At 56.1% G+C, this 19,210-nt stretch carries 18 protein-coding genes and 2 tRNA genes; 17 read left to right on the plus strand and 3 right to left on the minus strand.

What is annotated here, in order from left to right; all coding sequences use genetic code 11:
* The first annotated feature begins 1 nt into the window (after window position 1).
* From O3C79_RS01520 to O3C79_RS01580, 13 genes are all read left to right on the plus strand, one after another.
* The gene (locus O3C79_RS01520; RefSeq protein WP_494384545.1) at window positions 2–613 is read left to right on the plus strand and encodes a chemotaxis protein CheD; all 612 of its coding nucleotides are present in this window, start codon (window positions 2–4) and stop codon (window positions 611–613) included.
* The gene (locus tag O3C79_RS01525; protein ID WP_494384546.1) at window positions 613–1,701 is read left to right on the plus strand and encodes a protein-glutamate methylesterase/protein-glutamine glutaminase; all 1,089 of its coding nucleotides are present in this window, start codon (window positions 613–615) and stop codon (window positions 1,699–1,701) included. Before O3C79_RS01520 ends, O3C79_RS01525 begins: the two co-directional genes overlap by 1 nt.
* A complete protein-coding gene (locus O3C79_RS01530) occupies window positions 1,698–2,873 on the plus strand; it encodes a methyl-accepting chemotaxis protein (RefSeq protein ID WP_494384547.1) in 1,176 nt (391 codons plus the stop codon). The genes O3C79_RS01525 and O3C79_RS01530 overlap by 4 nt, the downstream gene beginning before the upstream one ends.
* 13 nt (window positions 2,874–2,886) lie before the next feature.
* Entirely contained in the window at window positions 2,887–3,195 is a 309-nt protein-coding gene (locus tag O3C79_RS01535) for an STAS domain-containing protein (protein WP_076465528.1), read from the plus strand.
* 2 nt (window positions 3,196–3,197) lie between these two features.
* Entirely contained in the window at window positions 3,198–4,904 is a 1,707-nt protein-coding gene (locus O3C79_RS01540; RefSeq protein ID WP_494384548.1) for a SpoIIE family protein phosphatase, read from the plus strand.
* 133 nt (window positions 4,905–5,037) lie between these two features.
* Window positions 5,038–6,027 carry a substrate-binding domain-containing protein gene (locus tag O3C79_RS01545; protein ID WP_494384549.1) on the plus strand — a complete coding sequence of 330 codons (990 nt, stop codon included), beginning with the start codon at window positions 5,038–5,040 and terminating at the stop codon, window positions 6,025–6,027.
* A complete protein-coding gene (locus tag O3C79_RS01550) occupies window positions 6,024–8,081 on the plus strand; it encodes a bifunctional diguanylate cyclase/phosphodiesterase (RefSeq protein WP_494384550.1) in 2,058 nt (685 codons plus the stop codon). Before O3C79_RS01545 ends, O3C79_RS01550 begins: the two co-directional genes overlap by 4 nt.
* A gap of 473 nt (window positions 8,082–8,554) precedes the next feature.
* A complete protein-coding gene (locus O3C79_RS01555) occupies window positions 8,555–10,003 on the plus strand; it encodes a COG3014 family protein (protein WP_494384551.1) in 1,449 nt (482 codons plus the stop codon).
* 18 nt (window positions 10,004–10,021) lie between these two features.
* Window positions 10,022–10,438 (plus strand): DUF1425 domain-containing protein, encoded by a 417-nt coding sequence (locus tag O3C79_RS01560; RefSeq protein WP_494384552.1) that lies wholly within the window; start codon window positions 10,022–10,024, stop codon window positions 10,436–10,438.
* Complete coding sequence (gene lpoB, locus O3C79_RS01565; RefSeq protein WP_494384553.1) at window positions 10,435–11,052, plus strand: penicillin-binding protein activator LpoB; 618 nt, start codon at window positions 10,435–10,437, stop codon at window positions 11,050–11,052. The genes O3C79_RS01560 and lpoB overlap by 4 nt, the downstream gene beginning before the upstream one ends.
* 18 nt (window positions 11,053–11,070) lie before the next feature.
* Window positions 11,071–12,486, plus strand: coding sequence for a DUF6844 domain-containing protein (locus O3C79_RS01570; protein WP_494384554.1), 1,416 nt, complete (start codon window positions 11,071–11,073; stop codon window positions 12,484–12,486).
* Between the two features lie 10 nt (window positions 12,487–12,496).
* Entirely contained in the window at window positions 12,497–13,690 is a 1,194-nt protein-coding gene (locus O3C79_RS01575; protein ID WP_494384555.1) for a hypothetical protein, read from the plus strand.
* 265 nt (window positions 13,691–13,955) lie between these two features.
* Window positions 13,956–14,087, plus strand: a complete 132-nt coding sequence (locus O3C79_RS01580; protein ID WP_272941704.1) for a hypothetical protein — start codon at window positions 13,956–13,958, stop codon at window positions 14,085–14,087.
* A gap of 188 nt (window positions 14,088–14,275) precedes the next feature.
* On the opposite strand, the gene O3C79_RS01585 is transcribed toward O3C79_RS01580, so the two are convergent.
* From O3C79_RS01585 to O3C79_RS01595, 3 genes are all read right to left on the minus strand, one after another.
* A tRNA-Leu gene (locus O3C79_RS01585) sits at window positions 14,276–14,362 on the minus strand.
* A gap of 74 nt (window positions 14,363–14,436) precedes the next feature.
* A tRNA-Leu gene (locus O3C79_RS01590) sits at window positions 14,437–14,523 on the minus strand.
* A 62-nt stretch (window positions 14,524–14,585) separates the two neighbouring features.
* A complete protein-coding gene (locus O3C79_RS01595) occupies window positions 14,586–15,662 on the minus strand; it encodes a zinc ABC transporter substrate-binding protein (RefSeq protein ID WP_494384556.1) in 1,077 nt (358 codons plus the stop codon).
* Window positions 15,663–15,730: 68 nt separating this feature from the next.
* On the opposite strand from O3C79_RS01595, the gene O3C79_RS01600 reads away from it, so the two are divergent.
* From O3C79_RS01600 to O3C79_RS01615, 4 genes are read left to right on the plus strand one after another with little or no spacing between them, the layout of a single operon-like run.
* Complete coding sequence (locus tag O3C79_RS01600) at window positions 15,731–16,228, plus strand: Fur family transcriptional regulator (RefSeq protein ID WP_494384557.1); 498 nt, start codon at window positions 15,731–15,733, stop codon at window positions 16,226–16,228.
* Window positions 16,221–17,009: a zinc ABC transporter ATP-binding protein ZnuC gene (gene znuC, locus O3C79_RS01605; RefSeq protein ID WP_417534692.1), complete on the plus strand. Its 789-nt coding sequence runs from the start codon at window positions 16,221–16,223 to the stop codon at window positions 17,007–17,009. Before O3C79_RS01600 ends, znuC begins: the two co-directional genes overlap by 8 nt.
* Window positions 16,948–17,799, plus strand: coding sequence for a zinc ABC transporter permease subunit ZnuB (gene znuB / locus O3C79_RS01610; RefSeq protein ID WP_494384558.1), 852 nt, complete (start codon window positions 16,948–16,950; stop codon window positions 17,797–17,799). Before znuC ends, znuB begins: the two co-directional genes overlap by 62 nt.
* Window positions 17,796–19,142, plus strand: coding sequence for an MATE family efflux transporter (locus tag O3C79_RS01615; protein WP_494384559.1), 1,347 nt, complete (start codon window positions 17,796–17,798; stop codon window positions 19,140–19,142). The genes znuB and O3C79_RS01615 overlap by 4 nt, the downstream gene beginning before the upstream one ends.
* Window positions 19,143–19,210: the final 68 nt, after the last annotated feature.

The raw sequence follows: 19,210 nt of genomic DNA on the forward strand, positions 1-19,210 counted from the left end.
TATGAATGCCTCCCGCGCACCTCGTCCGTTTGTCGGTTTTGAACATTTCATGCCGATTTGGCTGGAACGCTGGCAACGGTTCGTGGTGAAGGTAAAGCCGGGGGAGTTCTATGTCGCACCGCCCAGCATGGGCATTTCTACCGTGCTGGGCTCCTGTATCTCCGCCTGTATTCGTGACCCGGACACCGGCATTGGCGGCATTAACCACTTCATGCTGCCGGATGCCATGGAGGGCAATAACCGACTCAGCAGCGCCAGCTATGGTGCCTTTGCCATGGAACAGCTGATTAACAGCCTGCTCAAGCTGGGCTGTCGCCGTGACACTCTTGAGGTCAAACTGGCCGGCGGTGCCGACATGCTCAGCGGCGGCTACCGGGTGGGGGAACAGAATGTTCACTTTGTGCGCGATTATCTGGTCCGTGAGGGCCTGAATCTGTGCGCTGAGGATGTCGGTGGCCGCCAGGCCCGGCGCCTGATCTATTTTCCTGATCAGGGCCGCATGCTGATCAAGCGGATGGAAGCCGAGGGTGCCGACCAGCTGCTGCGCGATGAGCGTGTCTATCGTGAGCAGTCGCGTGAGCAAACCATTCACCAGGATGTGGAGCTGTTCTGATGCCAACAAACGCCAACCGCCCGGTACGAGTGTTGATTGTGGATGACTCCCTGGTCGTACGTGATGTGATCAGTGAGCTGCTGGGGCAGCAAAGCACCATTGAAGTGGTCGGAACCGCTGCCGACCCCTATGAGGCTCGTCAGCAGATCAAGGCTCTGCAGCCGGATGTCATTACGCTGGATATCGAGATGCCCCGTATGGATGGGGTTACCTTTTTGCGCAACCTGATGCGTTTGCACCCCATGCCGGTGATTATGCTGTCATCGCTGACCCACGAGGGCGCCGATATTACCCTGGAAGCACTGGAGGCTGGCGCGGTGGATTTCATCGCCAAACCGGGTGCCGACAGCTCCGACAGCTCCCTTGAGCACTTTGCCCAGGTGCTGCAACAGAAAGTCATGACGGCAGCCGGCCTTGGCCAGCGCCTGACCGCCCGAGCGCGACAACGTCCGAGCACGGCGCCACAGGCCCAGACTAAAACGACCGGGCGCCCTGCTTTCGATTTCAGCCGCAACCTGATCGCCATCGGTGCCTCTACTGGCGGCACCGAGGCCCTGCGCGACTTGCTCCAAGCCCTGCCACCAGAGCTGCCGCCTATTATTGTCACCCAGCATATCCCGGGCGGTTTCAGCGCCCGCTTTGCCCGCCGCCTTAACAGCAATTGCCGCCTGACGGTCAAGGAAGCGGAGCAGGGCGAAAAGCTGCTGCCGGGACAGGTCTATATCACCCCAGGTGGCTTGCATCTGCAGCCGGTCCGTATCGGCGGTGAACTGCGGGTCCAGCTGGATGACAGCGAGCCGGTCAACCGTCACAAGCCTTCTGTGGAAGTGATGTTCAATGGTCTCTTGCGCCTGGACACCACTAACAGCGTCTTGGTCATGCTCACCGGCATGGGAGAAGATGGTGCCGACGCCATGACAACAGGCCACAAGGCCGGTCTGCTGACGCTGGTACAAGATCAGGCCTCCAGCCTTGTCTGGGGCATGCCCGGGGCGGTGGTCAAACGGGGTGGCGCCAGCCAGACGCTGGCGCTGGACCAGATTCCCTCCGCTCTGCTCAAACACTGTTATGCCGGGAGTTCTCTATGAATTGGATCAACATCAAGGCCATCACCGTTCTGGTGCTGGTACTGATCATGGCACTGGCCGAGTGGCTAGGCTGGAGCGACTGGATTCGCTGGGGCGCCATGGCTGCCATTTTCGTCCTGGTCCTGACCATGATGCACCTGGTCAAGCAACAGGTAGAAGAACTCAACGAGTCCCCCAGCAACGAGCAGGAAGAGGAACTGCGTAAACTGTTAACAGAGCTGGAGCAGAACCTGCAGCAGGAAAGCAGCCAGGTTGAGCAGGAACGGGCACGACTGGAAGCCCTGATTCAGGATGCCGTACAGACGTTAAGCGGCAGCTTCATGAACCTGAACGACCTGTCGACCCGTCAGACCGTACTGGTAGAGCAGGTACTGTCCCGCTCACAGGAGTCCGAAGCCGGCACCGAACACCTTTCCGTCTCCCAGTTCATGGGCAAGGCCGAGCAAACCCTGGACCAATTTGTCTCGGTTATCGTCGATGTCAGCCGCAACAGTCTGGAAATCGTCCATCGTATCGATGACATGATGGAGCAACTGGAAAGTATCTTCACGCTGATCGAAAGCGTTGAGGGCATTGCCGAGCAGACCAACCTGCTGGCCCTCAATGCCAGCATCGAGGCCGCCCGTGCCGGCGAAGCCGGACGCGGCTTTGCCGTGGTGGCAGACGAGGTGCGTAACCTGTCACGCAGTTCCTCTGAGCTTAACCAGCAGATTCGTGAACATATCCAGGGCGCCAAGGGCAGCATCGATAATCTGCGTGAGTCCGTGTCTGTGATGGCTTCCAACGACATGAGCGGCACCATCAGCACCAAGGAACAGATGACCGCCATGATGGAAAACATGGCCGACGTTAACAGCCAGCTCAGTGGCGGGGTTAATGAACTGTCTGACATTGGTCAGACCCTGGCCGTCGCGATCCAGGATGCGGTTCGCTCACTGCAGTTCGAGGATATGTGCACCCAGATTCTGCAGGCCATGAAAAACAACACCAACGCCATGCAGGAACTGGCGCAACTGGCACAACAGCTCAAGAGCGCCGATTCACTGGATGCCGACACCATGAAGCAATTCAGCAAAGCCTGTAATGACCTGCTGCAACGCTCCCGTGAGCTGGACTCTCGCCGTGCCGTATCCCAGCAAAGCATGGACGAAGGCGACATAGAACTCTTCTGAACAGGACTACACGATGGGAATCAGCTGTAAACGTAATGACGAGAAGAAAACCGCCACTATTCAGGTGGAAGGACAATTCGATTTTTCCCTGCACCAGGCATTCCGTGATGCCTACCGGGACCTGACCCTGCCGGGTACCCATGTGCGTCTTGATCTGAGCAAGACCAGCTATATGGACAGCTCGGCCCTGGGCATGATCCTGTTGCTCAAGGAGCATACCGATAAGCTTGGCGGCAAGATCACCCTGGTATCACCCTCTGAAGCAGTTAACAAGATTCTGACCATCGCCAACTTCCATAAACTGCTGCCGGTCGAGAACTGACTATGGCAGATCAGGGGCCCTATCCGAAGACTCAGCCAGTTCCACGTGTATTGATTGTCGATGACTTCGACACCAACCTGATTCTGCTTAACCGACTGGTTAAACAGATGGATATGGAGCCAATTCCGGCCAGTGGCGGATGTGAGGCCCTGGAGCTTTTCAAGCAACACCGTCCGGACCTGGTGATCACGGATGTGTGCATGCAGGACCTGGACGGGATTGAGCTGACCCGGCAGATCAAGGCCCTGTCTGGCGATCAGTTTGTACCCGTGATTCTCGCCACGGCGTCCAATGAAGAAAAGCTGATTGAAGAAAGTCTGGATGTCGGCTGGGACTCCTTCATCCGCCGCCCTTTTTCGATCAACCTGATGAAGGGCAAGATCCACTCCATGTTGCGTTTTGCCCGAATGCACCAAACAACACAGCAGTTGATTGAAGAGCGTGAGCGGGAAGAACAACTGGCCGAGCAGTTGTTCAGCAACGCAGTTGAGCAGGCCAACGTCAACGACCCTCGGCTCACCTTTTACAAAAAACCGGCTGCGACCTTCAGTGGCGACGTCCTGCTCAGTGCCCGTCGCCTGGATGGCGAGCTCTTTTTTTTACTGGGTGACTTCACCGGCCACGGCCTGACAACAACGGTTGGCGCACTGCCCCTGTCGGAAACCTTCCGCGCCATGGTAAACAAGGGGTATGACGCCCACCACATACTCGATCAGATCAATCGCAAACTGAGAAAACTGCTGCCCATCAACATGTTCCTGGCGCTGGCCATGGTGGCAGTTTCCAGTGATGGTCAGTTGGTACGTGTATGGAATGCGGGGCTGCCGGATGTACTCCTGCTGCGCACAAACGGTGCCGTTGAGCATATTCCATCGGAAAACCCGCCGCTGGGAATTCTGGAAAGTGTTAAACACTTTATCGCGTTCAGCACCACACTCGAAGCTGGCGACCGTCTGCTGTTGTGCAGTGACGGTGTCATCGAAGCACGTGATATCGCTGGTGAATTGTTTGGAGAAGGGCGTCTTCTGGCCTGCTTCACTCCCGCTCAGGACAGCCTGACTGAATGCCTGCAGGAGTCCTTGCAAACCTTCACCTCCGGCGAAGCACAAGGCGATGATATCTCGATAATCGAGTTCCAGGCTGCCCCTAGCGACGCACTGATGCCAACCGGCCTCCCTCCCGTCAGCCAAAGCAGTGCCGAGGCCCTGCCGGGCAGCTGGCGATGGAGCCTTGAATTGGAAGGACCTGATCTTGCCAGTGCCAACCCGGTCGCCCAGGCCATGGGGTTCCTGCTGGAAACAGAGGGGCGTAGCGAACGCTGGGATCCCGTGTTCACCATTTTGACCGAGCTGTATGTTAATGCCCTGGACCATGGTGTGCTGGGGCTCGACTCCGGGCTCAAACACTCGGCTGAAGGCTTCATGCAATACTTCCAGCAGCGTGAAGCACGCCTGCAGAATCTGACCACCGGCAGTGTCCAGCTCAACCTCAAACTGACACGGCTCAGCGATGACCACCATCGCCTGGATATCCGCGTCATCGATAGCGGGGAAGGTTTTAATGTTAAAAAAGTGCTGCAGCAACAGGCACAACAGCAGGAGCAAACTCAGTTAATGGGTCGCGGCATCAATTTGGTGTCATCCCTGTGCAGCAGCGTCGAATATTTTGATCAAGGCAACGGTGTTCACGTGGTCTATGAGGCCGTATAGCTTACATTTCCGCTGGCCGTCCTGTTGATATATGCTTATAAACATTATGGATTTGGCAAATGCTGAACAACGCCTGCCCCTGAACCGGATTTCTCCCAAGGCAGGGCATCACTTTTGACCAGGGAGGGGCGTAATGCGCCTGAATCTGACATCGATATTCCTGCTACTGGTTTTACTGCCCCTAAGCCTGGCATGGACATCTATTGCACAGGCAGATCAGGCTCAGACCGGCAAACAGCTTATCTATATTACGTCCGATCGACGTATCCCCTTCTGGGACATCATGTCCCGCGGTATCCAGCAGCGGGCGCAACAGCTTGGTCATCAGGTTCAGGTACTCAGTGCCAACAACAGCACCAAACGAGAACTGGAACACCTGGCCCTGGCCCTGCGTCAGCGGGTTGATGGTCTGATCATCTCGCCCACCTCCTCTTCAGCAGGCGCAACCCTGATCAAACTTGCCAGTGCCGCCGGTATCCCGGTGGTAGTGGCAGACATCGGTGCCGATTCAGACAAATATCTCAGTTTTATCGCCTCCGACAATTATCAGGGTGCCTACGAACTGGGTCAGATTCTGAGCCGCGCCCTGCTCCAGAAAGGCTGGCAGTCTGGTCGCGTGGGCATCGTTGCCATCCCCCAGCGCCGCCAGAATGGCCGTGAGCGCACCGCCGGTTTCATGCAGGCGCTGGATGAAGCCGGCATTCTGGCCGCAGGCATGCGCCAGCAAGTGGATTTTTCCTATACCGAAACCTATACCTTCAGCCGCGAGCTGATCGACAGTGAACCCCAGCTTCGGGCAATCTGGTTGCAGGGCTCAGACCGCTACCAGGCGGCCCTAGATGCCATCAAGGATGCCGGGCGCGAGGGTGAGATTCTGCTGGCCACCTTTGATGCCGAACCGGAGTTCATCGACATGATTCAATCCGGACAGCTCATTGGTGCCGCCATGCAGCAGCCCTTTTTAATCGGGGAAGAAGCCGTTATCAGCCTGGACCGTTACTTCCATGGTGAAAGTGTTACGCCGGAGCACAAACTGTCCGTACTGGCCGTCTCTGCAGACAACCTGCAAACGCACCTGTCCACCATCCGCCGCAATGTGCTGGGGCAACAGGTAACGCCATGATCAAGCGACTGCCCTCTCTGTATCTGCTGCTGGTTGGTCTGGTATTGCCGGCCATCCTGGTGACTCTGGCACTCAGCGCCAGCTTTAACTACCACCAGGCGAAAAGCTCAATTCTGACGGAAGTGGATCGCGAATCGCAGAACAGCCTGAAATCCCTCAACAGTACGATCAGCGGCCTGCTGGAAGCCTATGCCGTCAATGAGTATGAGCAGATTCTGGGCAACGAGATTGCGCTGACACCTCACTGCGCCCTGATCGTTGAAGATTTCAATCTGAGCAAAATACTGGGCAGCCAATATATAACCGGCTATATCCGTTCCTCCAGTGGCAAGATCCAGAGCTATGAACCGGATAACCCGGCACACCAGGAGCACTTGAATAACTGCCTGCAACGCTATCAAACCAGCATTCTCAGCAATCAGGATGAGGCCATAGGGTCACTGCAGCTCTACTCATCCGACCAGCCCCTGCAGGCAGAACTCAAGGATACGCTCAGCCAGTCCCTGCTCAGCGCATTGTTGACCTGCGTCTTGATGGCCATTCTGCTGATGGTTCTGAGCCGGGTCTTCTTCATTACACCGCTGGACCAGATCATGGCGGCCATTGGTGATACCGACAAGACAGGTCTCCCCAACAAGTCGATACCTGAGCAAGGTCCCCGTGAATTGCGTGCCCTGGCACGCAGCATGAATAGCATGATTACCTCTGTGCGCCTGTCACAGCGTGACCTGCAACAGGAAAAAGACACGGTCAATCACATGGCGCATTTCGATGCGCTGACAGGGCTGGCCAACCGCACCCTGTTTAACGATCGACTGGAAAGCGGCATTGCCCGTGCCCAGCGTCATCATTACAAACTGGCGCTACTGGTTATCGACCTGGACCATTTCAAGCGCGTCAACGACTCACTGGGTCATAACGCCGGTGACCAGGTCCTGACCCTCATTACCCAGCGTCTCAGCCAGTTGATTCGCTCCGATGATACCCTGGCCCGCCTGGGGGGCGATGAATTTACCCTCGTGCAGGAAGGCCTGGCTAACACTGACGAGGCCTGTTACCTGGCGCAAAGGGTGCTGCACGCGATCGGGCAGCCGCTGGAGGTCGACAACCAGCTGCTGTACATCAACAGCAGTATCGGCATCAGTATCTACCCGGATAATGGCCAGAGCAGTGCTGAATTGTTGATGCAGGCGGATGCTGCGATGAACCTTGCCAAAAATGAGGGTCGCAACGATTACCGCCTCTTTGACAGCAGCCTGACTCAAGACGCTCAAGAGTGGCTGACAATGGAGGCTCGCCTGCGAAAAGCGCTACAGCAGGACGAACTGGAGCCTTTCTTCCAGCCTCAAATCAACATTCGCACCGGCCAGATTGAAGGCTTTGAAGCACTGGCACGCTGGATCAGTCCGGAAGAAGGGCTGATTTCGCCGGGACGCTTTATCCCGCTGGCCGAGCAATCCGGCCTGATTGAAGCGCTGGATCTGCAGATCATCCAGAAATCGATGCAACACTTCGCCGACTGGCACCAGCAGGGCCTCAATCCCGGCATCCTGTCAGTAAACCTTAACGCCCGCCATTTCCAGAACCCGGCACTGATTAAAACCTTGCAGGACCTGATGAGCCAAAGCGGTTTCAAAACCGAATGGCTTGAGGTTGAAGTCACCGAAACCCAGTTGATGACCAAACCCGAAGACGCCATACAGGTGCTCAACCAACTGCATGACTCCGGTATCCGTATCGCCCTGGATGATTTCGGTACCGGGTATTCATCGCTGTCCTACATCAAGCGTCTGCCCATCACCAAGCTCAAGATCGACCAGTCATTCATCCGTGACCTGCCGGATGATGCCGAAGATGCGTCGATTGTTCGCTCGGTGATCGCCCTGGCCAAACACCTGGGTCTGGAAATCCTGGCGGAAGGTGCCGAAACGGAACAGCAGATCAACTTCCTTCTTAACAACCGCTGTGATCGAGTTCAGGGGTACTTTTATGCCCGCCCCATGCCCGCAGACGCAACTCAGCTTTATCTCACCCCTGAACCTGTTCAGGCCTGAGCCTGATAGTTTACCCACAGGCCTTGCCAACACAGCCTGTGGAATAATTTTTTGGCGATTTCAAAGCGTTTTCAGCCTGTGAATAAAATCCGTTTTACTTTTCCACACCTCTGATGAACAACCCTGTTAACAAGCTTATAACAAACCAGCACGAGCATAATTAAGCTATTAATCTATAAGCACTTTTTATTTCTGATCACGCAACAACCAGCGCAGTTCAAAAAAACAATTACCCACAGGCTACTGACATTACACTCACATGACCGAACATTTTCGGAGTTATTCCTCATTTCAGAACAAGCTGTGAATAAAATTATTATTCACATTTTCCTTTTAATCCCTGAACGACGAGTGTCGCCGCTACAGATCAAAATTCAGCCACTTCTTTATTCCATGCAACAGCAAGAGCTGTTAGATTAGCGCGCGTGCAACGACTGCACCTACATATGTTCCAGGGAATCAAGGAGCTCAGAATGCGCCCCCCTCGCGTCTCAATCAGACTGATTGTGCTCGCAGCCGGCCTAGGCCTGGTTGCCGGCTGCCAAACCCTCTCCAGCAAACAGCAACTCGATAACTTCGATCAAAGCTACAATCAGGGCCAATATCAGGCCGCTGCCGACTTTGCGCTTAAAGCCGGTGCAATTGAGCCCGATGGCAAGAGTGATGATCTGCTCTGGTCACTGCAGGCCGGTATGGCACTGAACGCAGCAGGCCAACTGGATTTCAGCAGTCGTGTGTTTGATCATGCCGAGCCCATGATGAAAATCGAAGACACCGAAAACGTTGCGCGCAAGGGTGTCGAAAAAGTGACCGCGGCGCTGGTCAATAACAACCTCAACCGCTATACCCCCACCGTCTATGATGGCGTCATGGTCAACACCTACAAGGCGCTCAACAGCCTGTTTTTGAATGATATGCAGAATGCCCGCATTGAATTCAACCGTGCTGCCGACCGCCAGCGCCGCGCCGAGGAAGCATTCAAGGCCCGTATCAGCGAGCAACAGGAGAAACTGGCACAAACCCGTGCGGAAACAGAAGGCGAGGGTGCCGGCCAGTCAAAACTGGACTTCAGTACCAGTGAACAGGCCTCGGAACAGGCCGTGTACGACGCCTACCCGGAACTGGCCGAGTGGCAGGCCTATCCTGATTTTGTGAACCCCTACACCGATTACCTGCATGGCCTGTATTTCATGTTGGCCAGCGCCGATAAGGAAGACTATGGCAAGGCACGCCAGTCCCTGCGCCGAGTTGCCGGAATGAGCCCGGATAACGCTGCCATCAAAACCGACCTGATGGTGATCAACAAGCTTCGAACCGGCGCCTGGCGCAAACACAAGCTCCGACCTGCTGTCTGGGTTATTTTCGAAAACGGAGCTGCACCTGCCATCGACGAAACCCTGGTCCCTCTACCGCTGTTTCTGGTGAGCAACAAGGTTGAATACTCTCAAATTGCATTACCCAAGCTGAAAGTCCGCGATCAGGCTTATCCACACCTTGAAGTCCATGCCGGTGGCAAACTGCTGGGTAAAACCGAACTGCTGGCCAGCATTGACCGTGTCATCCAAACCGAATTCAAACGTGAGTTTCCGCTCAAGGTGACCGAGGCGATTGCCAGCACCCTGACCAAGGCCTTCATTCAGTATCAGGCGCGCAAGGAACTTGGCCTGGCAGGCAGCCTGGTGGCCGGGCTCTATCAGGCAACAACGACACGCGCGGATACCCGCAGCTGGAGCAGCCTGCCCAAGGAAGTACAGGTCGTGCGGTTGCGTAAACCCGCCGGCGACAGTCTTGAGTTGCGCGCGCCCGGACTCGAACAGACATTGCAGGTGCCACTGCCGGATACCCGTTTCACCGTCATTCATGTCCGCGCCAGCGCCCCGGGCAGTGTCCCTGTATACCAGGTTGCCGGCTTTGACGCCTGAACATCGTAAGGAGACGACATGAAGACCCGTACCGCAGTGCTGGCAACGACCAGCCTGGTCCTGTTCGGTTGCCAAACTCAACCACAACAGACCGACAGTTATCCACAATTGTTGATCGGCCCCAAGGCCCAATCCTACCTGCATATCGAAGGTGTTCAGGAAGGTTATGCCTCCAGCGACCTGCTGCGTGCCGGCGTTCGACTCTACAACCGCAGCCAGCAGGAGCGGAAATTACGCTACCGTTTCAGCTGGTTTGACGCCGGCGGGTTTGAACTCCAGGGATTATCAGGTCGCTGGGAGCACAGACTTCTGCGCCCCAATGAGCCGGTCATGATCGACCGCGTAGCCCCCACCCCGAAAGCGGTCAGCTACCGAATTCAGCTGTTTGACCCCAGCACCCCCTACACTCAGCCAACACAAGGAACTGATGGATGAACGCTCGCAATACTCTGATCAAAGCACTGGCCCTGACTGCGGCGGTAGGCCTTGCCACCGGTTGTACCCCCAAGACCCAGGTTCTGTCGGCCGGTGCGGTTGATGAACCCGTCACCATGGGTCTGAGCGGCAGCGACTTCTCCCAGGCCGCTTCCGATGCCGTTCAATCCATGCTGACCTCAGGCGCAGTGGACCGTAGCGATGGCAAGAAGAACATCATGGTGGTATCGACTGTTCTCAACGACACCATGCAGCGTATCGATACCGACCAGCTGGTGAAGAAAATCCGCGTTGACCTGCTGCGCAGCGGCAAGGTACTCACCACCACCGCCATTGGCCTCAACGGTGCCGAAGATCAGATGACGCAGGCCTATTCCGAACTGAGCCAGTCGCGCAAGGTCGACCGTTCCACGCTGGTCCGTCAGCGCCTGGCAGCACCCAACATGAGCCTGTCCGGCAAGATCATCCAGCGTAATAACCGCGTCGATGGCAACCAGCAACTGGTTGAATACTACTTCCAGCTGACACTGACTGATCTGGCCAACGGACTGGCCATCTGGGAAGGCGAGACCCCGATTCGCAAACTGGGTAGCGCCAAGGGAACCTCCTGGTAACGGAAAAGGAAGACAACGATGAGACGATTGCTCCCAACCCTGCTGGCAGCAGCCATCGGCACCGCCCTGCACACTTCCGCCTGGGCAGAGACTGAGCCCATGCCTGCCGCTGCACCGGCGGAAATGACACAAGCCGACATGAGTGAAGTCGAGCAGGCGATTACTGCTTCTGCCCAACCGGAAGTGGTAGATCCCGGTATGGTGATTGATGACATGATCGCCGAGTATAAACGCAGCGAAGGCCGGGGTTTTGTTAACAAGGCTCGCAACGGCAAGCTGTACTTCGGTGTCGGGCAAGCCAACATCATGTTGCGCCCGGAAAGCCGTGATTGGGGTAATGCCCGTGTCATGGCCTATAAAGAAGCACTACTCAATGCCAAGGCGGCTTATCTGACACATTTGGGCACAAGTGTAGTCGCAAGCTCTGCCACGCGTCTTTTTGATGATGCCAGCCAGATGCCGCACTTTACACCGGCCGAGCTAAGCAGCCGTAATAAACTCGAAGAGGTTCTCAACAAGGCTGTGGCAGTAGCCGGAGGCATGTTGGACGAGCAGCTTGTCGAGCTGGGAATCGACCCGGAGGAGTTTCGCTCAGCACCCAGCGAGAAGCGCGCTATCCTGTTTGAGCGTTCTGTCTCCGACTCGGTAACCCAACGTGCCCGTCACGAGCTGACCGGGGTCATTCCGGTGAAGTCATTTGAAGCCAATGATGCCGATGGCAACCATGTTGTCGCTGTTGCCATTGTCGCTTCACCCAAGATGCGTTCATTTATCGACGATGTCATCGACAGCAAGGGTGATATTGCCGCCAATCCGGACAAGGCCATCGCAACGCCTCTGGACCAGCTGTTTGCCGACAAGGCTGCACTGATGAATGAGTTTGGTATCCGTCGCATGTATGACGATCAGGGCTATCCGGTGCTGGTATCCTTTGGCCAATCGGGCAACCCGTATCGCGGCAGCGACTATCAACAACTGTATGACAACCGTAAGGTGTCCTTCGCTGCAGCACGAGCTGATGCCTTCGGTAATTTCGCAACCCTGTTCAAGTCCACTGGAACCTTTGACGAGAGCAAAAGCGATGTCATGCGTAACCAGCGTGTCGGTGTTGTCCGAGCTGAGGGGCGTGACATTTCCGAAAGCGAGGAGAGCAGCCGTGAATTCATCCGAGCGCTTGAGCAGGAAATGGAAGCAACGGGACGCGTCCGGGATCTGGCCGGTACCAGCGAACTGATGCGCTGGACCGCCAAGCATCCAACCTATGGTCATGAAATCAACGGTGTCATCTATGTCTGGCATCCCGTCTCTGAACAGAATGCACGTCAATTGCGCGACCCCGGAGCTCAAACCAAATCCTCCAAGGCACGTCAGTCAACCAACGGTCAGGCGGGCGGCAGTCAAAGCATGAAACTGATGTCTGCGGACGATTTCTGAGGAGGCAGGCATGCAATCAGTATTGAAAACGCTCGTCTCCCTCACCGTATTGCTTTGGACCTGCTTCAGCTTCTCAGCTGAGCAGGTCGTGGATGCAGTGGGCTATGGCAGCAGCCGCAACCTCGCCATTAGCGACGCTTTGGTGCAGGGCTTGCGGCAAATCACGGGCGTGAGCGTCGACAGCCGTGAAGTCATGAGCACACTATCCGGGCGGGCCAGTGTCAGCACCAGCGAAGGTGACAGTTTCACCAGCGCCGTCGAAATCGCGCAGAGAGGCGAGTTAAGCCTGAAAACCAGGGGGCTCATCTCACGTTACGACATTCTTTTGGTGGATCAGGAGCCGGATGGCAGTTTTCGTGCTGATGTGAGTGTCCATGTCATCAAGTACGAAAAACCGGGCCTGCCGTCCGACAGTCGTCGCACGCTGGCCGTGATGCCGTTCCATACCGACAAGCGCAGCTATTCACTGCTGGGGGACCGCACGCCGGCCAGTAAAGTCGAGTCAGAACTGCGTAACCGCATTCTGGATCAGTTCACACAGTCACGACGCATGAACGTACTCGACCGAGAGTTTGGTGACGAATTCCAGGCCGAGAAAGCACTTTGGCTCAGCGATGATTCCGCACTGGCAGAAAAGGCCAAGGCCGGAAATGTACTGGGCGCTGACTATATTGTTGTAGGCAATATCCGCAACATGCGCAGCACCCGTCACAGCGAGACTCTGCAGCTGACCGGCGAAACCATCGTCAGTTACAGCGGCAGTGCGCAGCTGGATTACAAGGTGATTCTGGCAGCCACACGCCAGGTGAAGTGGTCCGACTCCATCAACCTGAAATTCAGTGATGCCGATATTCGTGCCATGCTGAAGCAGTATGGCTCCTCCCAGGCGGGCATCACCTCTCAGTTGGCTACACAGCTGACCCAGAAGGCCCTGGCGAATATCTACCCCATGCGAGTGGTGGCCGTAAAAGGTAAAACGGTGGTGCTCAACCAGGGTGGCAAGACGCTGAAAAAGGGTGACCGTCTGGATGTGTATTTCCTGGGTGAAGAGATGTTCGACCCTTATACCAATGAGTCTCTCGGACGTCTGGAAGAGAAAATTGCGGTGGTTAAAGTGGTACGCGTGAATGCCAAGACCACCTACGCCAAGGTGGTAGAAGGGGATGCCGAGCTGATCGAGACGGAGTTTATCGTCCGACGTTAAACAGCTGACTCAATTCAGACTCGATCGCAAAGGTGGCCAAGGCCACCTTTTTTGATTCTGGCTGCCAGAACTGGCGCAGAATCAAAAATGCCTGACACTGCTGTCATGTCTACAATGAGCACCCTGGCGCCTGGCCCAGGCTAAAATATGTAATCACTTGATGTAAAAGTAATTTTCATCATTGGCACCGGCCTTGCTTTATACAGAGTGAATTGAGAATACAGCCCTGTGGCTGTTACTGCAGATGTCAGATGAGGATTACATCATGAGCCATGCACATGACGATCAGGACTATGAAGTAATTGGTGTCGTACCATCCATTGCCATGGTACTGGCGGGGTTGATTGTCGCCATTCTGCCGGCGCTGATGCAGCTTTACCTGTTGATGGGACAGTAAACAACGCAAGAGCCTGCAGATACATCCGAACGATGCCCTGATAGCCTGACTGTCGGGGCATTTTTGTATGAAACGATGCTCTGCCCGAGTACAGCATAAACGACAAAAAACCAGGATATTCCTAGCGAAATGAATAAATTCTGAGTATTAAATTGCCAGATAAGGCACAGGATAAAACCGGAAGGGGATGGTGCAGATGGGGAGACTCGAACTCCCACGCCCGTGAAGGCACTAGCACCTGAAGCTAGCGTGTCTACCAATTCCACCACATCTGCGTTGTCCAACGTTTTAACGTGCGTTACCACCCAAATTGTCGCTTTCGAAGAGCCTGACATCTAACGATGAAAGGTGGTGCAGATGGGGAGACTCGAACTCCCACGCCCGTGAAGGCACTAGCACCTGAAGCTAGCGTGTCTACCAATTCCACCACATCTGCTTCGAAAGTGGGGCGCATTATATCGGCCCCCTTTCACCTTGTGAAGCACTTTTTTGAATTAATTAATCTTTTTTCGTCAGACAGGCTTCAAACGCGTTCCCCAGCGAGGTCAGGTAGCGGATGTAAGCATCCTGGCCCGGCTCAATATCACGCGCCAGCGGGTCCAGTTCACCCAGCTGTACCGGCAGGTCACCGACAATGGCATGCACTACTGCGCTGGTAAACTGCGGCTCACTGAACACACAGACCGCCTGGCTTTGCTCCAGTTGTTCACGAATCTCGGCCAGATGACGTGCACCCGGCTTACGCGCCGGATCAACGGTGAAGTATCCCAGCTGATTCATCCCGTAATGATTCACAAAACCGCTATAGGCATCGTGGAAGACAAAGAAACCACTATCCTTGACGCTGGCCATCTGAGCAGCGAGATCCGCTTCCTTGGCACGCACTGCTTGCTCAAAGGCATTGCGGTTGGCCTCAAGCTGATCGACCTGGTTCGGGAAAGTCTCAAGCAGGGCAGGCATGATTTGATCAGCAATGGCAATGGCATTCAGCGGATCCAGCCAGATATGCGGATCATCACCATCGGCATGTGAATGATGTGCTTCGGCTTCATGCTCATGCTCGTCATGGCCTGCATCAGCATGTTCATCCTCATGATGTTCATGACTGTGCTCTTCGTGGGCCTCTTCTTCATGCCCATGCTCGTCGTGCGCATGGTCGTCATGACCATGTTCATCTGCCTCATGCGCATGTTCGTCATGTCCGTGTTCATCAGCATGATCGTCAGCATCGGTGCCATGGCTATGCGGCTTGCTGTCCGGCAGAAGGGTTACAATCTGTGCCTCGGTGCGGGACAATGGCTTCTGCAGAAACTGTTCCAGTCCGGGCCCTACCCAAACCAGCACCTTGGCTTCTGTCAGCTTACGCATATCAGAAGGTTTGAGTGAGTAATGGTGCGGAGTACCCTCTGCAGGCAACAGCAGCTCCGGTTCAGTAATACCGGCCGTCAGAGCGGATGTAATCAGTTGCAGAGGTTTAATGCTGGTTACAACGTCTGCCGCAGTAGCCGGCAACGCTGTCAGCATTGCCGCCGAGAGTGTCAGGCTGGACAGTGTAGAACGAAGGCAGGGTTTCATTAGTCGGAGCTCTCTTCTTGACCATTAATATTGTTATACTATAACAAAACAAACGATAGACGAACCCGATGAGCATGGATAATCTGGCCTTTGAGTCCGGCCACAATCACCAGCATTGCATTGATCAGGCACTGCAACAGGCAAGAACCCTTTGCAGAGAGCGGCAGCAACGCCTGACCCCGGTGCGTGAGCTGGTGCTCAAACTGATCTGGCAAAGCCATCAGCCCATCGGCGCCTATGAGCTGCTGCCCGCATTGGCAGAAGCCGGTTTTAATTCAGCGCCACCAACAGTGTACAGGGCACTGGAGTTCCTGCAGGAACAGGGTTTTGTACACCGCATCGCATCGCTGAATGCGTTTGTCGGCTGCCCACACCCTGAAGACAAGCATCAGGGCTATTTCCTGATCTGTCGTAACTGCCATTCTACCTCCGAACTGGAGTCGGCTCCGGTGCATGAAACGCTGAAACAGAGTGCGGCGGAGCTGGGCTTCAGTATCGAGCAGGAAACCATTGAGGTCACCGGCCTGTGCCCCAACTGCCGCAACCGGGAGGGCAGCGATGCCTGAGCACAATCCAGACCTGATTCGGCTGGACAATATCAGCGTCAATTTCAATCACCAGTTTGCCCTCAGCCAGGTCAACCTGAGCCTGCATGACGACTGTATTACCACCCTGATTGGCCCCAACGGCGCCGGCAAGACCACTCTTGTCCGCGTGGTGCTGGGCCTGATTAAACCTTCCTCTGGCAATCTTTGGCGTAAGCCGGGTTTACGCATCGGTTATATGCCGCAGAAGCTGCATATCGATCATACACTTCCATTATCAGTGGAACGTTTTCTGCAAACACCGGTAAAAACCGATAAGCATTTGATGATAAAGGCGCTTGAGGATGTGGGAGCCGCCCACTTGCTCAAACATTCCATTCACAATCTTTCGGGTGGCGAGACCCAGCGGGTGCTGCTGGCACGCGCTCTACTGCGCGACCCTCAGTTGCTGGTGTTGGATGAACCCGTACAGGGCGTGGATCTGAGCGGTCAGCTTGAGCTGTACCAACTGATTGCCGATATTCGCAAACAGCGCCACTGCGGCGTGCTGATGATCTCCCATGATCTGCACCTGGTCATGGCGTCTACCGACCATGTCATCTGCCTGAATCGACATATCTGCTGCTCGGGCAACCCCGAACATGTCAGCAACGATCCGTCATTCATTGAGCTGTTTGGCCCCGCACAGGCCAGTACCCTGGCACTGTACAACCATCACCACAGCCACCAGCATGACGCCCATGGCGATATCATCGTCGACCACCCTCAACCCCATAATTGTGACGGACACCACTGTGGCTGAGTTTCTGATTCTGGCCCTGGCCGGTGGCCTTGGTATTGCAGCACTGGCCGGCCCGCTGGGCGCCTTTGTCGTCTGGCGCCGCATGGCCTACTTCGGCGATACCCTGGCACACTCGGCACTAATGGGTATCTCGTTGGGTTTTCTGTTCGATATCAACCTGAACCTGGCCGTCGTTGTTTGCTGTGTTCTGTTATCGGTATTGCTGGTCAGCCTGCAGCGCCAGCATCTGGTCGCGACGGACACCCTGCTGGGGATCATGGCACACAGTTCACTATCGCTGGGTCTGGTCGCCGTTGCCCTGCTGGATAACGTGCGAATCGACCTGATGGAATACCTCTTTGGTGATCTGCTGGCCATCGCGCCTGCTGATCTTTACTGGATTTATGGGGGCGGGGCACTTGTACTGCTGTTGCTCTGGCGCCTGTGGAACCCCTTGCTCGCCATCACCATCAACGAGGAACTGGCCCAGGTCGAGGGTGTCCCGGTTGCCCGCACCCGGCTGGCCCTGATGCTGCTGATTGCCGTGGTGATCGCTGTTGCCATGAAGCTGGTGGGCATTCTGCTGATCACCTCGCTGTTGATCATCCCGGCGGCTGCAGCACGGCGTCTGTCCAACACACCGGAGCAGATGGCCATTTTCGCATCGGTGCTGGGTATGCTGGCAGTGCTGGGCGGTATCAGCGCCTCCTGGTTCTGGGATACACCGGCCGGACCCTCCGTCGTAGTGACCGCCCTGATTGAATTCCTGCTGCTCTACACGCTGCCGATCCGGGGCCTGCAGGCGCGATGATCCGACCCGAACACTGGCCTGACCGTGCCACCCATAGCCGGGTCTGGGCGCTGGCCTGGCCGATGATGCTGTCCAACATCACCGTACCCGTGCTGGGGCTGGTGGATACCGCCGTGATTGGCCACCTGCCCGAGCCTCACCACCTGGGTGCCGTGGCGGTTGGCAGCATGATTTTCTCGATCCTCTACTGGGCCTTCGGGTTTCTGCGCATGGGCACCACCGGCATGGTGGCCCAGGCCTGCGGTCGCAATGATGGTGCCGCCATTCGCACACTCCTGGGTCAATCACTTGTACTGGGTGCAGTCATCGGCCTGGTGATCCTGCTGCTGCGCACTCCGCTGACTGAGCTGGCGTTGCAGCTGATGGACCCGGCGCCGGATGTCCTCGCGTCCGCCACTGAATATACCGCCATCCGCGCACTGGGTGCGCCCGCCGTGCTCTGTAATTTTGCCCTGCTGGGCTGGTTTGTCGGCAACCAGAACACTCGCATTGCGCTGATATTGCTGACCAGTACCAACCTGCTGAACATGCTGCTGGATCTGCTGTTCGTGTTTGGTCTGGGCATGGCTGCCGACGGCGTCGCTCTGGCCACCGTTTGTGCCGAGTATTTCAGCCTGCTGTTGGGCCTCTGGTTCTGTCGCCGCATGCTGGCACGACTGCCCGGCGAATGGATCTGGCGGCGCCTGCGCCGGCTCAGTGATTACCGTGAACTGATCAGCGTGAATCGCTACCTGTTCGTACGTACCCTGTTGCTGTTGATGACGCTGGCCTTCTTTACCGCCCAGGGCGCACAGCAGGGCACTACGATCCTGTCGGCCAATGCCGTACTGCTCAACTTCATGCTGCTGATCTCCAATGCTCTGGATGGCTTTGCCCATGCCACCGAGGCCCTGACCGGTCGGGCACTGGGCCAGCGCCAGCGACGGCCGTTCTACCAGGTACTGGTATGTACTACGCTCTGGTCGGCGGTCAGTGCGGTACTTTTGACGCTGGTGTTCTGGCTCGGTGGCCAGCCCATCATCCATCTGCTGACCGATATTCCTGATGTCCGCGAAGCAGCCGTGCGTTATCTGCCCTGGATTATTGTATTACCGCTGGTCAGTACCTGGGGATTCCTGCTGGATGGCATCTTTATCGGCACCACCCGCGTCAAGGCGATGCAGGACACGATGCTGTTCTCTGTACTGCTGGTATTCGCACCTGTCTGGTGGCTCACACAATCGATGGGCAATCAGGGACTCTGGCTGTCCTTCCTGTGCCTGTTCGCAGCCCGAGGCATCAGCGGCGCCTGGGTATTCTGGCGCCTGGAGCGTCGTGGTGCCTGGTTCGAACCCCGCACCTGAGTGGCAAAAACCGGGCAGGGCAGCCACACTCTCCCTTGAAACAGAGACGGAGTGTGGGAGATAGCCTG

The organism is Marinobacterium sp. NO-S09 (assembly GCF_059179545.1).

Excerpts from the sequence above, each read along its gene's own strand:
- O3C79_RS01520 (WP_494384545.1), top strand. The coding sequence starts at position 2 with ATGAATGCCTCCCGCGCACCTCGTCCGTTTGTCGGTTTTGAACATTTC.
- O3C79_RS01525 (WP_494384546.1), top strand. The coding sequence starts at position 613 with ATGCCAACAAACGCCAACCGCCCGGTACGAGTGTTGATTGTGGATGAC.
- O3C79_RS01530 (WP_494384547.1), top strand. The coding sequence starts at position 1,698 with ATGAATTGGATCAACATCAAGGCCATCACCGTTCTGGTGCTGGTACTG.
- O3C79_RS01535 (WP_076465528.1), top strand. The coding sequence starts at position 2,887 with ATGGGAATCAGCTGTAAACGTAATGACGAGAAGAAAACCGCCACTATT.
- O3C79_RS01540 (WP_494384548.1), top strand. The coding sequence starts at position 3,198 with ATGGCAGATCAGGGGCCCTATCCGAAGACTCAGCCAGTTCCACGTGTA.
- O3C79_RS01545 (WP_494384549.1), top strand. The coding sequence starts at position 5,038 with ATGCGCCTGAATCTGACATCGATATTCCTGCTACTGGTTTTACTGCCC.
- O3C79_RS01550 (WP_494384550.1), top strand. The coding sequence starts at position 6,024 with ATGATCAAGCGACTGCCCTCTCTGTATCTGCTGCTGGTTGGTCTGGTA.
- O3C79_RS01555 (WP_494384551.1), top strand. The coding sequence starts at position 8,555 with ATGCGCCCCCCTCGCGTCTCAATCAGACTGATTGTGCTCGCAGCCGGC.
- O3C79_RS01560 (WP_494384552.1), top strand. The coding sequence starts at position 10,022 with ATGAAGACCCGTACCGCAGTGCTGGCAACGACCAGCCTGGTCCTGTTC.
- lpoB (WP_494384553.1), top strand. The coding sequence starts at position 10,435 with ATGAACGCTCGCAATACTCTGATCAAAGCACTGGCCCTGACTGCGGCG.
- O3C79_RS01570 (WP_494384554.1), top strand. The coding sequence starts at position 11,071 with ATGAGACGATTGCTCCCAACCCTGCTGGCAGCAGCCATCGGCACCGCC.
- O3C79_RS01575 (WP_494384555.1), top strand. The coding sequence starts at position 12,497 with ATGCAATCAGTATTGAAAACGCTCGTCTCCCTCACCGTATTGCTTTGG.
- O3C79_RS01580 (WP_272941704.1), top strand. The coding sequence starts at position 13,956 with ATGAGCCATGCACATGACGATCAGGACTATGAAGTAATTGGTGTCGTA.
- O3C79_RS01595 (WP_494384556.1), bottom strand. The coding sequence starts at position 15,662 with ATGAAACCCTGCCTTCGTTCTACACTGTCCAGCCTGACACTCTCGGCG.
- O3C79_RS01600 (WP_494384557.1), top strand. The coding sequence starts at position 15,731 with ATGAGCATGGATAATCTGGCCTTTGAGTCCGGCCACAATCACCAGCAT.
- znuC (WP_417534692.1), top strand. The coding sequence starts at position 16,221 with ATGCCTGAGCACAATCCAGACCTGATTCGGCTGGACAATATCAGCGTC.
- znuB (WP_494384558.1), top strand. The coding sequence starts at position 16,948 with ATGGCGATATCATCGTCGACCACCCTCAACCCCATAATTGTGACGGAC.
- O3C79_RS01615 (WP_494384559.1), top strand. The coding sequence starts at position 17,796 with ATGATCCGACCCGAACACTGGCCTGACCGTGCCACCCATAGCCGGGTC.